At 62.3% G+C, this 14,514-nt stretch carries 14 protein-coding genes and 1 tRNA gene; 5 read left to right on the top strand and 10 right to left on the bottom strand.

Annotated features, from left to right (window positions below; translation table 11 throughout):
• Positions 1-64: 64 nt before the first annotated feature.
• The 3 genes from EAO39_RS19050 to EAO39_RS19060 are packed head-to-tail and all read right to left on the bottom strand — an operon-like array spanning position 65 to position 3,561.
• Positions 65-1,765 (bottom strand): cobalt chelatase, encoded by a 1,701-nt coding sequence (locus EAO39_RS19050; RefSeq protein ID WP_120971299.1) that lies wholly within the window; start codon positions 1,763-1,765, stop codon positions 65-67.
• The gene (locus tag EAO39_RS19055; RefSeq protein WP_120971300.1) at positions 1,755-2,744 is read right to left on the bottom strand and encodes an AAA family ATPase; all 990 of its coding nucleotides are present in this window, start codon (positions 2,742-2,744) and stop codon (positions 1,755-1,757) included. The genes EAO39_RS19050 and EAO39_RS19055 overlap by 11 nt, the downstream gene beginning before the upstream one ends.
• Complete coding sequence (locus EAO39_RS19060) at positions 2,737-3,561, bottom strand: IclR family transcriptional regulator (RefSeq protein ID WP_120971301.1); 825 nt, start codon at positions 3,559-3,561, stop codon at positions 2,737-2,739. The genes EAO39_RS19055 and EAO39_RS19060 overlap by 8 nt, the downstream gene beginning before the upstream one ends.
• A 135-nt stretch (positions 3,562-3,696) precedes the next feature.
• Here EAO39_RS19060 and xsc point away from each other — a divergent pair, with 135 nt between their 5' ends.
• The 3 genes from xsc (at position 3,697) to EAO39_RS19075 (ending at position 7,604) form a co-directional block, all read left to right on the top strand.
• The gene (gene xsc, locus EAO39_RS19065; RefSeq protein ID WP_120971302.1) at positions 3,697-5,508 is read left to right on the top strand and encodes a sulfoacetaldehyde acetyltransferase; all 1,812 of its coding nucleotides are present in this window, start codon (positions 3,697-3,699) and stop codon (positions 5,506-5,508) included.
• Between the two features lie 63 nt (positions 5,509-5,571).
• Positions 5,572-6,549 carry a bifunctional enoyl-CoA hydratase/phosphate acetyltransferase gene (locus tag EAO39_RS19070; RefSeq protein WP_120971303.1) on the top strand — a complete coding sequence of 326 codons (978 nt, stop codon included), beginning with the start codon at positions 5,572-5,574 and terminating at the stop codon, positions 6,547-6,549.
• Positions 6,549-7,604 carry a putative sulfate exporter family transporter gene (locus EAO39_RS19075; RefSeq protein WP_240467126.1) on the top strand — a complete coding sequence of 352 codons (1,056 nt, stop codon included), beginning with the start codon at positions 6,549-6,551 and terminating at the stop codon, positions 7,602-7,604. Before EAO39_RS19070 ends, EAO39_RS19075 begins: the two co-directional genes overlap by 1 nt.
• Before the next feature lie 141 nt (positions 7,605-7,745).
• On the opposite strand, the gene EAO39_RS19080 is transcribed toward EAO39_RS19075, so the two are convergent.
• The 4 genes from EAO39_RS19080 to EAO39_RS19095 form a co-directional block, all read right to left on the bottom strand.
• Positions 7,746-7,835: transfer RNA gene (locus EAO39_RS19080), tRNA-Ser, on the bottom strand.
• 31 nt (positions 7,836-7,866) lie between these two features.
• Entirely contained in the window at positions 7,867-9,183 is a 1,317-nt protein-coding gene (gene serS, locus EAO39_RS19085) for a serine--tRNA ligase (protein ID WP_120971304.1), read from the bottom strand.
• A 207-nt stretch (positions 9,184-9,390) separates the two neighbouring features.
• Complete coding sequence (gene ispH / locus EAO39_RS19090) at positions 9,391-10,380, bottom strand: 4-hydroxy-3-methylbut-2-enyl diphosphate reductase (RefSeq protein ID WP_120971305.1); 990 nt, start codon at positions 10,378-10,380, stop codon at positions 9,391-9,393.
• Position 10,381: 1 nt separating this feature from the next.
• The gene (locus tag EAO39_RS19095) at positions 10,382-10,852 is read right to left on the bottom strand and encodes an FKBP-type peptidyl-prolyl cis-trans isomerase (protein ID WP_120971858.1); all 471 of its coding nucleotides are present in this window, start codon (positions 10,850-10,852) and stop codon (positions 10,382-10,384) included.
• A 95-nt stretch (positions 10,853-10,947) separates the two neighbouring features.
• Here EAO39_RS19095 and radC point away from each other — a divergent pair, with 95 nt between their 5' ends.
• Together radC and EAO39_RS19105 are read left to right on the top strand one after the other, a co-directional pair.
• The gene (gene radC / locus EAO39_RS19100) at positions 10,948-11,628 is read left to right on the top strand and encodes a DNA repair protein RadC (RefSeq protein WP_120971306.1); all 681 of its coding nucleotides are present in this window, start codon (positions 10,948-10,950) and stop codon (positions 11,626-11,628) included.
• Entirely contained in the window at positions 11,625-12,281 is a 657-nt protein-coding gene (locus tag EAO39_RS19105; RefSeq protein ID WP_120971307.1) for a Smr/MutS family protein, read from the top strand. The genes radC and EAO39_RS19105 overlap by 4 nt, the downstream gene beginning before the upstream one ends.
• A 67-nt stretch (positions 12,282-12,348) precedes the next feature.
• Here EAO39_RS19105 and EAO39_RS19110 read toward each other — a convergent pair whose 3' ends face one another.
• From EAO39_RS19110 to EAO39_RS19120, 3 genes are all read right to left on the bottom strand, one after another.
• Entirely contained in the window at positions 12,349-13,377 is a 1,029-nt protein-coding gene (locus EAO39_RS19110) for a M48 family metalloprotease (protein ID WP_120971308.1), read from the bottom strand.
• A gap of 5 nt (positions 13,378-13,382) precedes the next feature.
• Positions 13,383-13,976, bottom strand: coding sequence for a LemA family protein (locus tag EAO39_RS19115; RefSeq protein ID WP_120971309.1), 594 nt, complete (start codon positions 13,974-13,976; stop codon positions 13,383-13,385).
• Between the two features lie 66 nt (positions 13,977-14,042).
• Positions 14,043-14,447 carry a group II truncated hemoglobin gene (locus EAO39_RS19120; RefSeq protein ID WP_120971310.1) on the bottom strand — a complete coding sequence of 135 codons (405 nt, stop codon included), beginning with the start codon at positions 14,445-14,447 and terminating at the stop codon, positions 14,043-14,045.
• Between the last annotated feature and the right edge of the window lie 67 nt (positions 14,448-14,514).

Consider the following 14,514-nt stretch of genomic DNA (forward strand, 5'->3'; position numbering starts at 1 on the left):
GGATTCAAGGGCGCCAGCCGCCTGCCGGCTCAGCTAAAGAGCTGGATAGCTCTATCCATCTCTTTCATCGTTTGCACAGCAACTCGGCCACCGAGAACAGCAAAGCCTCGTCGATGTCCTGGTGCAAATCGATGGCCAACCGTTGACGGTAGAACACGCCCAGGTCCAGGCCGACACCCAAGGCGCAAACCTTCACATCCCCTATGCGCTCTTGCGCGGCCAGCACTTGCCTCAGGTGCTGATCCAGATAGTGCTCGTCGTTGCACTGATGCGTTGCCGTGTCCATGGGGCAACCATCCGAGATCACCAGCAAAATGCGCCGCCTGGTGGAGCGCGTCATCAGCCGCTGGCAGGCCCATTCCACCGCTTCACCGTCAATCCCTTCGCGAAAGATATCGGGTTTGCGCAGGGCGGCCACACCATGGCGGCCATGACGCCAGGGCTTGGCACCATCTTTGAAGACAATGTGAAGGCGCTCATTGAGGCGACCCGGAAATTCCGGCCGCCCGGCGCGCTGCCACTGCTTGCGCGCTCGGCCTCCATTCCAGGCCTGAGAGGAAAATCCCAGTATCTCCACCGCCACACCTGCCATCTCCAGGGCCCGGCCCAGCACATCCAGCAGCAAGGACAGGGGCTTGGCGTACGCTTTCATCGAGCCTGAGCAGTCCATGAGAATGGTGACGGCCGTCTCGTTGAGCGGGCGCTGCATTTCGTCCTTGAAAATGGCCCGCTGCTGGGGATCCGTGACCAGCTGGGACAGGCGGTTGCCTTCCAGATAAACTTCTTCCTGCGCAAACTTCCAGCCGTCGCGCTGCGAAGTTGCCAGACGCTGCTGCAGATAGCGCGCCAGCCGTCCTGCATGCTGCAAGCCGGAGCGGGCCAGCTCCTCATCCATCTGTTCTCGAAATTGCGCCAGCTGCACCGCGCGTATCAATTCACTGGCCGCGACCTCCCGATCAAATTCGCGCGTAAAAACCCGGTAGCTTTGCGCTGTGCTGGCCCAGGCCCGGCTGTCGCCGCTTTGAGCCATAGGCAGCTCATCCAGGCTCTGAGATTCAAAATGCAGCGGCAAAGCGAAGTTACCGCGTCGCTTGGGGCCGCCCGCACCACGAGGAGCCTCTTCCTGCGCTGCGCGCACGGCCTGTCCCACCCAGCGGCTGACCGCCAAGGCAGGCACAACAAACTGCCGCTGCTGCTCCCGCAGGCGCCGCAACTGAACCCATTGCGACCCCAGTTGCGTGGACATGGACAGGCGGGTGGACTCCACCAGATCGCCCATGCTCTCCGGTATTTCATGGCCTGTCAGCCGGCTCCAGGCCGTGATGGCCACCGTGAACAGCAAGATGCCCAGACTGCTTTCCGTCAGGCCGGAATCCATAAAGGCCTGGCACCAGTGCAAAAAGCGCTGGCGCATATTCTCGCGCGCGCCGGGCCAGGCCTCGGGCACCAGACTCTCGACCCGCAACTGCTCCAGCAGCTCGAACACCATGCGCTCTACCGGGTCCTTGGGCAACTGCTGTTGGTGCAAGGCCTCGTCGCTCAAATGCAGGCGCAAGCCCATGCTGTCCAGCAAACCACGCTGATCCGTCTGAAGCAGCGGCACATCGCTGTGGTGTGCCGCAAGCTGAGGCAAGGGATTGGTGCCGCGATAAAGCGTTTGCCCGCTCCATTGCAGCGAGTCGTCACCGGTCATGGCGCGCAGCATGGCTCCACCCCAGGCTTCCATCTGGGACTGCGAAGCAGAGATTGGCGTTTCAGTGCTCATGCAGGAACGCCAGAGCAGGCTCCTCGGTCCGTGCCAGTTCCTGGCCAAAGCAACGCTGAAAATACTCGGTCACGATGGCGCGCTCGGCAGGCTCGCATTTGTTGAGGAAAGACAGCTCGAACGCCAGTTTCAGATCATTGAAGATGGAAATGTTCTCGGCCCAGGTAATCACCGAACGTGGCGACATCAGCAAGGACAGATCTCCCACCGAGAAACCCCTGCGCGTCAGGCCGGCCAGCGCCACCATGGCGTCCACCCGCTTGCACCCCTGTGGCGTATCCATCTCCGGCACACGGGCCAGCACAATGGCGGCCTCTTCGGCAGGCGCCAGATAGTTCAAGCTGGTCACCAGATTCCAGCGATCGAGCTGTGCATGGTTGAGCAGTTGCGTGCCGTGATAGAGCCCGTTGAGATTGCCCTGGCCCAGGGTGTTCATTGTGGCAAACAGGCGGAAATACGGATGAGGCTGGATCACCCGCTTTTGATCGAGCATGGTGAAGCTGCCTTCGCGCTCCAGCACGCGCTGGATGACGAACATCACGTCCGGTCGGCCCGCATCGTATTCATCAAACACAATGGCCACGGGCCGCTGCAAGGACCAGGGAAGAATGCCCTCCTGGAACTGCGTCACCTGCTTGCCCTCCTGCAGCACGATGGTGTCCTTGCCCACCAGATCCAGACGGCTGATATGGCCGTCCAGATTCACCCGTACGCAAGGCCAGTTCAGCCGGGCAGCCACCTGCTCTATATGCGTGGATTTTCCTGTGCCGTGCAGCCCCTGTATCACTACGCGCCGGTTATGCGCGAAGCCCGCCAAAATGGCTTGCGTCACTTGCGGGTTCAGGCGGTAGGCTGTGTCAATGGCCGGAACATGCTCGGTACGCTCTGCGAAAGCAGGCACGGTCATGTCCGTATCAATGCCAAAAACATCACGCACGCTCACGGTACGGGTGGGCTGCAGCAAGCTCAGGTCAGTCATCGTCGGCTTCCGGTGAAATTTCATCATTGATGCGGGCGATCGCCGCGACGGCCGCCTGCAGCTTGGGGAGAAAGGACAGGGCTTTCTCCTTGGAAAAACGCATGATGGGAGCCTGCACGGCAAGGCCCATGTTGGAACTGCCATTGGGTGCCGGTACCAGCACGCCCAGGCACAGCAATCCCGGCAGAAACTCTTCGTTATCAAATGCATAGCCCTGTTCGCGCACCTGCTCGAGCTCCTGCTCCAAGGCCTCGAAAGTCGTCAAGGTGTTGCCGGTGAAGGCTTCCAGCGGCACGTTGGACAGCAGCCTGCGGCGCTGCGCCAGCGCCATCTGGCTCAGGAACAGCTTGCCCGTGGCCGAGCAGTGCGCCGGCACGCGCGAGCCCGGGTGCAGATAAAAACGCAGCGGGGCCGGCGTCTCCACACGGTCCAGATACAAGACCTCGCTGCCCGAGAAAGCGGTGATGTTGCAGCTCTCGCCCAGCTCGTGCACCAGCTGGGTCAGCACCGCATGCCGCGCGCCGTGCGTGGTGTTGTTGAGCAACACGCTTTCCGCCAGACGCATCAGGCGCTGACCCGTGCCGTAGTGACGTCCATTGCCGTCTCTCTGCAGGATGCCGGCGCTTTCCAACTGGGAAAGCATGCGGTGCATTGTCGGCTTGGGCAGACCCGTCTCTTCCACCATGGTTTGCAGGGTGAAAGGCACGTTTTTCTGGGCAACGGCTTCCAGCAACGCAAACAAACGCAGGTTGGGCGTGTCTCCGTCAAGGCGAGCCGAGTTGGTTTCTTCGCTGTTCTTCATATCTTCATCGATCATAGTAATTTCCATTTTTCGAGTCAATTTATTCCGAAAAAAGAAATTTATTTGCAACCAAGCAAAGAAATGCCCTAAACTGGCATTGCGATTTCTTTTTTCGAAACGATAAGTTCCAAATTTTCAAAGGAGACAAAGATGGCTGCTACTGACAATCGTAAGGTGGTTGAAGGCGTTCAAAAGATGACCCCTTCTGAAGCATTCGTGGAGACCTGTGTCGCCAATGGCGTCAGCGAGATGTTCGGCATCATGGGCTCGGCCTTCATGGACGCCATGGACATCTTTGCTCCTGCAGGCATTCGCCTCATCCCCGTGGTGCACGAGCAAGGTGCAGCCCACATGGCTGACGGCTATGCCCGCGTCTCCGGTCGCCATGGCGTGGTGATCGGCCAGAACGGCCCCGGCATCAGCAACTGTGTTACCGGCATTGCCGCAGCGTTCTGGGCGCACAGCCCGGTCGTGATCGTGACTCCCGAAACCGGCACCATGGGCATGGGTCTGGGCGGCTTCCAGGAAGCCAATCAATTGCCCATGTTCCAGGAGTTCACCAAGTACCAGGGTCATGTCTGCAACCCCAAGCGCATGGCCGAGTTCACGGGCCGCGTGTTTGACCGCGCCATGTCCGAAATGGGCCCCACCCAGCTGAACATTCCCCGTGACTATTTCTACGGCGAAATCGAGTGCGAGATTCCCAAGCCCATGCGTGTGGACCGCGGCCATGGCGGCGAGCAAAGCCTGCAGGCTGCCGTGGAGCTGCTCAAGACCGCCAAGTTCCCCGTGATCCTGGCCGGTGGCGGCGTGGTGATGGGCGATGCCGTGCAGGAAGCACAGCAACTGGCCGAACGTCTGGGCGCTCCCGTGGCAACCGGCTATCTGCGTAACGACGCCTTCCCCGCCAAGCATCCGCTGTGGGCCGGCCCTCTGGGCTACCAGGGCTCCAAGGCAGCCATGAAGCTGATCGCCCAGGCCGACGTGGTGATTGCACTGGGCTCGCGCATGGGTCCCTTCGGCACCCTGCCCCAGCACGGCATGGACTACTGGCCCAAGACGGCCAAGATCATCCAGGTCGAAGCCGACCACACCAATCTGGGTCTGGTCAAGAAGATCTCCGTGGGCATCAATGGCGATGCCAAGGCCGTGGCGGCCGAGCTGACCAAGCGCCTGGCGAATGTGACGCTGAACTGCGACGCGACCAAGGCCGCACGTGCCGACACCATTGCATCCGAAAAGCATGCCTGGGAAAAGGAACTCGACGAGTGGACCCACGAGCGCGACCCCTACAGCCTGGACATGATTGAAGAGGCCAAGAACGAGCGCACACCTACCGGCGGTACCTATCTGCACCCCCGCCAAGTGCTGCGTGAGCTGGAAAAAGCCATGCCGGCACGCGCCATGGTGTCTACCGACATCGGCAACATCAACTCGGTGGCCAACAGCTATCTGCGCTTTGACGAGCCACGCAGCTTCTTCGCTCCCATGAGCTTTGGCAACTGCGGCTACGCCCTGCCCACCATCATCGGTGCCAAGTGCGCAGCCCCCGAGCGTCCAGCCATCGCCTACGCCGGTGACGGCGCCTGGGGCATGAGCATGATGGAAATCATGACCGCCGTGCGCCACGACATTCCCGTCACCGCCGTGGTGTTCCACAACCGCCAGTGGGGTGCGGAAAAGAAGAACCAGGTGGACTTCTACAACCGCCGCTTTGTGGCCGGCGAGCTGGAAAGCGAAAGCTTCTCCGACATCGCCAAGGCCATGGGTGCCGAAGGCATCGTGGTGGACAACATCGAGGACGTGGGCTCGGCTCTGCAAAAAGCCATCGACATGCAGATGAATGAAGGCAAGACCTGCGTGATCGAAATCATGTGCACCCGCGAACTGGGCGATCCGTTCCGCCGCGACGCTTTGGCCAAGCCCGTGCGCTTGCTGGAAAAGTACAAAGACTACGTCTAAACCAGGCAACCCCACGGAGTCCGACTTCGTGGGGTTTTTTTCTGACTTTCGACAGGAACCTCCATGGCATCCATCACCTCCCTCGCCGTGGCAGCCGCCGAGACCACTGCCACGCCCCGTCCCCACCTTCAGCAACTGCAAGAGCGCGCACTAGCCAAAGGCCCCATCACCGTGGCCGTGGCCTACCCCTGCGATGCTGGCTCTCTGCAAGCCGCCATGCAGGCCGCCGACACCGGTCTGATCAAGCCCCTGCTGGTCGGCCCGCAAGATCGCATTGAAGCCGCAGCCAAAGCCGCCAGACTGGATTTGTCCGGCGCAGAAATTCATGCCACCGCCGACGATGCGCGGGCAGCCGCCGCCCAGGCAGCCGCCCTGTGCCGCGACGGTCTGGCCAGTGCCCTGATGAAAGGCAGTCTGCACAGCGACGATCTGCTGGGCGCTGCCGTGGCACGCGAAGCAGGCCTGCGCGGCAACTGCCGCGCCAGTCATGTCTTCGTCATGGATATCCCCGGCTACGACCGCCCTTTGCTGATGACGGACTGCGTGGTCAACATCTTCCCCAGTCTGATGGACAAGCGGGACATCGCACAGAACGCGGTGAACCTGGCCCATGCCATAGGCATCGAGCGCCCCCGCGTGGCCGTGCTCTCGGCAGTGGAAACCGTCAACCCCGCCATTCCCGGCACCATCGATGCCGCAGCCCTGTGCAAGATGGCAGACCGCGGCCAGATCACCGGAGGCATTTTTGACGGCCCGCTGGCCTACGACAACGCCATCTCCCTGCATTCGGCTCACAACAAGGGCATAGTCTCGGACGTCGCAGGACGGCCCGACGTGCTGCTGGTTCCCAGCCTCGAAGCTGGCAACATGATTTACAAGCAGCTGGTCTACATGGCCAATGCCGAATGTGCAGGCCTGGTGCTGGGCATGCGCGTACCGATTGTGCTGACCAGCCGCTCCGACTCCGTGGCCAGCCGCATTGCCTCCTGTGCGCTGGCCGTGCTTGCCAGCCCTGCACCCCGGGCCGGCAAGGAGTCGTGATGGGACAAGCCAACGCCCCTGCCAGCGCCCCACTGCCCCGGATGGAGCCAGCGCCGCGCGCGCTGCAGCATCTGGGTCTGTTGCCAGGCATCGCGCTCTCCGGCGTGATTGCCCTGGCGGCGACCTTTGTCTCCACCTTGCATGGCGGGCCGCAGCTGCTGTATGCGCTGTTCTTCGGCGTGGCTTTTCACTTTCTGAGCCAGGACGCCAAAACCAAGCCCGGCATCGAGTTTTGCGCGCGCGCCGTGCTGCGCCTGGGCGTGGGTCTGCTGGGCGCTCGCATCACGGCCACCCAGATTGCCGGCCTTGGCTGGAGCACGGCCCTGATCGTCATCGCCGCCGTGCTGACGACCATTTTTTGCGGCTACTTTCTCGGCAGGCGCCTGGGCATGACACGGCCGCAAGGCATTCTGTCCGGCGGCGCAGTGGCCATCTGCGGCGCCTCGGCAGCGCTGGCCATCTCGGCCGTTCTGCCCCGCGACAAGAACAGCGACCGCTTCACCCTCATGGTCGTAGTCACGGTGACGGTGCTCTCTACGGTCGCCATGGTCCTGTACCCGCTGATTGCCCGCGCCCTGGGGCTGCCGCCCGAAATGGCTGGTCTCTTCATCGGCGGCAGCATTCATGACGTGGCCCAGGTGGTGGGTGCCGGCTACACCATCGACCAGACCACGGGCGACTACGCCACCATCGTCAAGCTGTTTCGCGTATCCATGCTGGCTGTGGTTGTGGTCGTGGTCTCCGCTCTGTTCAAAAAGCAGCGCGAAGCCGCGCAAGAGCAGCACTCGGGAAAAAAGCCGCCACTCGTGCCCTGGTTTTTGTGGGTGTTCGTGGCGCTGGTCTGCGTCAACTCGCTGGGCTGGGTGCCGGCCATGCTGCAGCTGCAGCTGACCGATATGTCCAAAAACTGTCTGGTGCTGGCCATTGCGGCCCTGGGCATGAAGACCTCGTTCAAACAGCTGGCACAAGCGGGCTGGCGCCCGTTTCTGCTGCTGCTCGTGGAAACCGCCTGGATGGCCGCCTTTGTGCTGCTAGCTATCGCACTCAAACCCTAGGCTGCAGCGCAGGAGAGCGCAAAAGCAAAAGGCCCAAGCTGATGGTTTGGGCCTTTTTTCATGACTTGAGAGCAGAAACAAAAAAACCCGCGTGAGCGGGTTTCCTTGCTATAACCGAGAGCCTATGGCAAACGGCGTATATGGCGGAGAGGGTGGGATTCGAACCCACGGTAGTATTGCTACTACGCCTGATTTCGAGTCAGGTACATTCGACCACTCTGCCACCTCTCCTGTGTCGAAGCTGAGATTATAGCCTAAAAAATCAGGCCTTCAGCAAAGTTTTGCCACCCATGTACGAAACCAGAGCTTCGGGCACAGTAATCGAGCCGTCGGCGTTCTGGTAATTTTCCAAAACAGCCACCAGCGTGCGGCCTACGGCCAGACCGGAACCGTTCAAGGTGTGCACCAGTTCGTTCTTGCCCAGGGCATTCTTGAAGCGGGCCTGCATGCGGCGAGCCTGGAAGGCTTCGCAATTGCTGACCGAGCTGATTTCACGGAAAGTGTCTTGCGCAGGCAGCCACACTTCCAGGTCATAGGTCTTGGCCGCGCCAAAGCCCATATCGCCCGTGCACAGGCTCATCACGCGGTAAGGCAAGCCCAGCTTTTGCAGCACGGCTTCGGCGTGACCCGTCATTTCTTCCAGCGCTTCGTAGCTCTTTTCGGGATGCACGACCTGCACCATCTCGACCTTGTCGAACTGGTGCTGGCGGATCAGACCGCGTGTGTCGCGGCCTGCGGAGCCGGCTTCGGAACGGAAGCAAGGGCTGTGCGCCGTCAGCTTGATGGGCAGACGGTCTTCGGCCAGCACTTCGTCGCGCACCAGATTGGTCAGCGGCACTTCGGAGGTGGGGATCAAGTAGAGCGCCGCCGTGTCGGGCACGGGCTCGGCATCCTGACCGCCCTTGTTGGCCGCAAACAGATCGCCTTCAAACTTGGGCAACTGGCCCGTGCCCTTGAGCGAATCGCTGTTGACGATATAGGGCACATAACATTCGGTGTAGCCGTGCTCTTCGGTCTGCAGATCGACCATGAACTGGGCCAGAGCGCGGTGCAGACGGGCAATCTGGCCCTGCATCACGGTAAAGCGCGAACCGGTCAGCTTGACGCCGGCTTCGAAGTCCAGACCCAGGGGCGTGCCCAGATCGACGTGATCCTTGACTTCGAAGTCGAAAGTCTTGGGCGTACCCCAGGCGCGCACCTGCACGTTGCCGGTTTCATCGGCACCCACGGGCACGGATTCATGCGGCAGATTGGGCACGGCCACCAGCATGGCTTGCAGCTCGGTCTGGATCTGCTCCAGACGTGTGGCCGATTGTTCCAGCTCGGTCTTCAGGGCGGCCACTTCGGCCTTGGCGGCTTCGGCGGCGTCTTTCTCGCCCTTGCCCATCAGCATGCCGATCTGCTTGGACAGCTGATTGCGCTTGGACTGCAGCTCCTCGGTGCGCGTCTGGATGGACTTGCGTTCCGATTCCAGCGCCTTGAAGACTTCCACATTCAGGAAGACTTGAGGGTTCTTGCGGGTCAGCAGTCGAGCGACGACCGAGTCCAGATCTTTGCGGAGAAGTTGAATGTCGAGCATAGGGGGCGATTTTAGAGCGACTGGCCGGACCCGGCACTCGTTCAAGGGCTTGGTCTGTGGCGCAGCTGCCGCAATCGAGAGATTAAAAATGGATTCTTGCTATGAATAACAAAGCGCCTTGCGCCAGCCTTTGCTCGGATCTGAATTGTTTTCAACTCAAAGTCCATGCAAGACCAGCGCAAGGCGCTATGAATTTTTTCTGGCGTTTCAGTGACCGGTCTCGGGTGCCTTGCGCACCTCGATCTCCAGCCCTGTGGCCGCATCGATCTTCAAGCCCTTGGGCAGCGGGAACTTGATGGTTTCCTCAATGCCGTCCATCTTGCGCACAGCCACCGCGCCCAGCTGCTTGATGCGGGCGATCACCTCGTTGACCAGCACCTCGGGAGCCGAAGCGCCGGCCGTCAGGCCCACGCGGGCGGCGTCGACAAACCATTCTTCCTTGAGCTCGCCGGCGTTGTCCACCATATAGGCGGGCGTGCCCAGGCGGTCGGCCAGCTCGCGCAAGCGGTTGCTGTTGGAGCTGGTGGGGCTGCCCACCACGATCAGCACATCGGTCTGCGGCGCCAGCACCTTGACGGCGTCCTGCCGGTTTTGCGTGGCGTAGCAAATATCTTGCTGCTTGGGCTCGCGCACCTGCGGAAAGCGGGCACGGATGGCGGCCATGATGCCGGCGGCGTCGTCCACGCTCAAGGTGGTCTGCGTCACCACGGCCAGCTTTTCGGTCTGGCGCGGTGCCACGGTGGCCACATCGGCCTCGTCTTCCACCAGGTGAATGCCTTCGGACAGCTGACCCATGGTGCCTTCCACCTCGGGGTGACCTTTGTGGCCGATCATGAGGAACTCATAGCCCTCTTTGGCCAGCTTGGCCACCTCCACATGCACCTTGGTGACCAGGGGACAGGTGGCGTCAAAGATGGAAAAGCCACGCGCCTTGGCCTCTTCCTGCACGGCCTTGCTCACACCATGGGCGCTGAACACCAGGGTAGCGCCCGCTGGCACATCGTCCAGCTCTTCAATAAAGATGGCGCCCTTGGTCTTGAGATCGTTGACCACAAAGGTGTTGTGCACGATCTCATGGCGCACATAGATGGGGGCGCCGAACTTGGCCAGCGCCCGCTCCACGATCTCGATGGCCCGGTCCACGCCGGCGCAAAAGCCGCGCGGCTCGGCCAGCAGGATTTCCTTGGCGCCCACCACTTCAGAGCACTCCGATCAGCTTCACTTCAAACGTGACCGGCTGGCCTGCCAGCGGGTGGTTGAAGTCAAACAGCACGGCGCCGTCTTCGCGCACCTGCACCACGGCACCTGCGTAGCTGCCCAGGCCGTCGGGCGTGGGGAACTGCACCACATCGCCGGCGGTGTACTGCTCGTGCGGATCGCCCAGCTCATTCATCAGCTTGCGTGCCACCCACTGCATCATGTCGGCATTGCGCTCGCCAAAAGCCGCGCCAGCGGGCAGCTCGAAGGTGGTGTGCGCGCCTTCAACCAGGCCGATCAGCTGATCTTCCATGGCGGGCGAGAGCTCGCCAGCACCCAGCGACAGCGTGGCAGGCTTGTCGTTGAAGGTATTGATCACATCACCGGCCGGGCCTGCCAGGCGGTAGTGCAGCGTGAGAAAAGAGCCAGCCTGAACGACGGGCAGATCCGAAGGGGTTGCGCTTGTGGTCATGAAAGTCCCGATAAACTGGCCCATATTGTAAGAGCGAGCCTATAACCTCTGTGCCCCCGTGAGCTGTGCCAAGGATTGCCGCCCACCATTGCCCCATGCCGATCAAAGACCTGCCCGCAGATTGCCAGCCGCGCGAAAAACTCGCGCAGCGGGGCGCGGCTGCGCTGTCGGATGCCGAGCTGCTGGCCATTGTTTTGCGCACCGGCATGGCCGGCAAGACGGTGCTGCAGCTGGCCGATGAGCTGCTCAGGCTACCGGGCGCCGGGGGGCTGGCCGGACTGCTGGCCGCCAGCTACCAGGATTTGGGTGCCGTCAAAGGCCTGGGCCCTGCCAAGCGCGCCGAGCTGATGGCCGTGCTGGAGCTGGCCCGCCGCGCCACGGCCCAGCCGCTGCGCGAGCGCGACGTGTTTGCCTCGCCCGAGGCCGTCAAGCAGTTCCTGCAGCTGCATCTGGCCGCCAAGCCCCATGAAGTATTTGCCGTGTTGTTTCTTGATAGTCAAAACCGTTTGCTAGCCCTGGAAGAGATGTTTAGAGGAACGCTGACCCAGACCTCGGTCTACCCCCGGGAAGTGGTGCTGCGCGCCCTGCACCACCAGTCGGGCGCCGTCATCCTGGCCCATAACCATCCCAGCGGCAGCGTGCAGGCCAGCGCTGCCGACAAATCCCTGACCCAAACTCTGCAATCGGCTCTGGCCCTGGTGGACGTGCGCGTGCTTGACCATGTCATCGTGGCGCCGGGTGCGGCCCTGTCCATGGCCGAGGAGGGCTTGCTGTGATCCACGCCCACCGCTCCCTGCAGGATCTGGCCGGAATCTCGCGCCAGCTCAAGCTCGCCCGCGAACATGCCGAGGCCCGGGCGCTGGCACAGGCCCAGGCCCGCGCCGCCAAAGAGCGCGAGCGCAATCTGTTTGTGCTCAGCGTTGGCAAGGTCGAACAGCTGCGCGCCCGCAACGCCGTGAGCTTTCAGGTGCCGCCCCCGGCACCGCTGCCGCTGCAACTGGTGCTGGACGAGCAGAACGTGCTGCGCGAGGCCATGAGCGACGAATTCGACGTCAGCACCTTGCTGGACGTGGATGACCAGCTGAGCTTTCGCCGCCCCGGTATAGGGCTGGAAGTCACGCGCAAGCTGCGCGGCGGGCAGTGGAGCATTCAGCGCCAGCTCGATCTGCACGGCCTGCGCTCCGACGAAGCCCGCGAGGCGCTGGGCCAGTTCATACGCCTGTCGCACCGCACCGGCATACGCTGCGTGCGCATCGTCCACGGCAAAGGCCTGGGCTCGCCGGGCCGCATGCCGGTGCTCAAATCCAAGGTCCAGCGCTGGCTGGTGCAGAAAAAAGAAGTGCTGGCTTTTGTACAAGCCCGCCCGGCCGAAGGCGGAGCCGGCGCCCTGGTCGTGCTGCTGCAACCCGGCAAACGCCAGCTTTTCTAGGCATTACTCCGATATTAATAGCTACTATCGCTTACAGCCATTGGGCTTGAGTCCAAAAACCTCTTAACTATCGCCCCTGAGGCACGGTATTGACCGGCAAAGGCAGGGCCTGCATATCGCGCCCATAGATGCGGCGCACGCGCTCCTGCAGCGGAGGATGCGACTCCAACCAGTCCTCCAGGCGGCTGGCGTGCGGGGTTTCCGTCAGCAGCATGTGCTGCAGCGTGCGGTGATCCAGGCCCACATGGCTTCTGGCATCGGCCTGCCAACTGCCGAACTGCTGCCTGGCCAGCTGGCGCTGGGTCATGAGCTTGCGCAGCACGCCGCCCAGGCCGTCCTTGCTGCGCGTCCATTGCACGGCACGCGCATCGGCCAGATGTTCGCGCTGGCGCGAGACCGCAGCCTTCAGTAACTGGCCGCTAAACCAACCCACAAAGCCGGCCGCCTGAATGAAGGCACCAAACCACTGGGTGAAAACGCTGTCGCGCTCACGCATGCTCTGGCCGAAGTTATGAATCAGCTCCAGCCCGTAGACCATGCCGGCCAGCTGCATGTTGAGCCGGGTATCGCCCTCGCGCAGATGGGACAGCTCATGTGCCACCAGTCCCTGCATTTCCTCGCGGCTCAGTTGTTCGAGTGCGCCCTGGGTCACGGCGATGATGGCATCTTCGGCATCCCAGCCCGCAGCAAAAGCGTTGATGGCCTGGGTGCGCGCCAGCACCGTGACCTGGGGCGGCGAAAGCCGGGCGGCAATACACATCTCGGCCACGATGTTGCACAGTTGCTGCTCGGCCAGCGAGCCGCCGGGCTGGGCCTGGCGCGCACCCACCCGTACCGCCAGCTTGCGCCCGCCGCTGCGCAGCTGATCGGTCTCCACCCACCAGCCGCCCAGAACCAGCAGCAAGGTCACCCCCACATTGACGGCCGCAAAACCGGCCGGATAGTCCCAGCCGCCCAGCAGCCGGGTGCCCAGCCACCAGGCCAGCATCAGACCGAAATGCACCGATGCCACCACGGCCAGCACGCACAGGGCAAACGCCATCAGCAGCCAGCGCGTGCTGCGCCTGGCCTGGCGTTGTCGTTCCCAGAACTTCACGAGGTTTAGAACTTGACCTGGGGCGCCAGACGCTCCTGCGCGCTCTGGGTGGAGGCCAGCATCTCCATATGCACAAAGCCCGCCAGACGGGCCACGATCAGATCGGGAAACTGACCGCAGTGGTTGTTGAACTCCAGCACCTGATCGTTGAAAGCCTGGCGCGCAAAGCCGATGCGGTTTTCGGTGCTGGCAATCTCCTCGCTCAGCTGCTGCATGCGCGCATCGGCCTTGAGGCTGGGGTAGGCCTCGGCCAGCGCCATCAGCCGGCCCATCTGCCCGCCCAGCGCCTGCTCGGCGGCCATCAACGCACCCATGGCCTGGGCCTGACCGGGCTGCTGGCGTGCCTTGTCTGCCGCACCCACGGCCTCGCCACGGGCGCGGGTCACGGCCTCCAGCGTCTGGGCCTCGTGCTGCATATAGCCGCGCGCCACTTCCACCAGATTGGGAATCAGGTCATGGCGGCGCTTGAGCTGCACATCGATCTGGGCGAAAGCGTTCTCAACCTCGTTCTTGCTGGTGAGCAAGCGGTTGTAGACAGCAACCGCCCAGATCAGAACCAGCACCGCAATCGCCAACACCACCATGGTTGTTGAAGTCATCCCCGCCCCTCCCGTTGATCAATGTATGCGCATGATAGCCAGCGCCGGATGAGCGCGTCAGCGACTTCAGGCGCCGCGGTTGCGCATCCAGTCGGCGGTATTCATGAAGCTGGCTTTGAGTCTGGTGCGCAAGGCTTCTGGCACGCCGGTTTCACCCATGGCCTGATCCATGCAGGCCACCCATTGGTCGCGCTCCTGGATGCCGATGGAAAACGGCATATGGCGCATGCGCAGGCGCGGGTGGCCAAAGCGTTCCTGGTAATGGTCGGGGCCACCCAGCCAGCCGCTCAGAAACCAGCACAGCTTTTGCCGCGCATCGTCTAGCGTGCTGCCATGGGCGGCGCGCAGCTCCTTGTAGGCTGGCTCCAGATCCATCAGGTCGTAAAAGCGCGCCACCAGGGCCTGGACTTTTTCTTCGCCGCCTATCCATTCATAGGGGGTGTCAAACGGGGGCTTTTCTTCAATCTGCATGGGTAATCGAGGCAAAAAATACGGTTGCCAAGGATTGTGCGTTGCAGCACAACTCCTGCGCTGACGC

Source organism: Comamonas sp. lk (assembly GCF_900564145.1).
In the GTDB taxonomy this organism is placed as follows: domain Bacteria; phylum Pseudomonadota; class Gammaproteobacteria; order Burkholderiales; family Burkholderiaceae_C; genus Comamonas.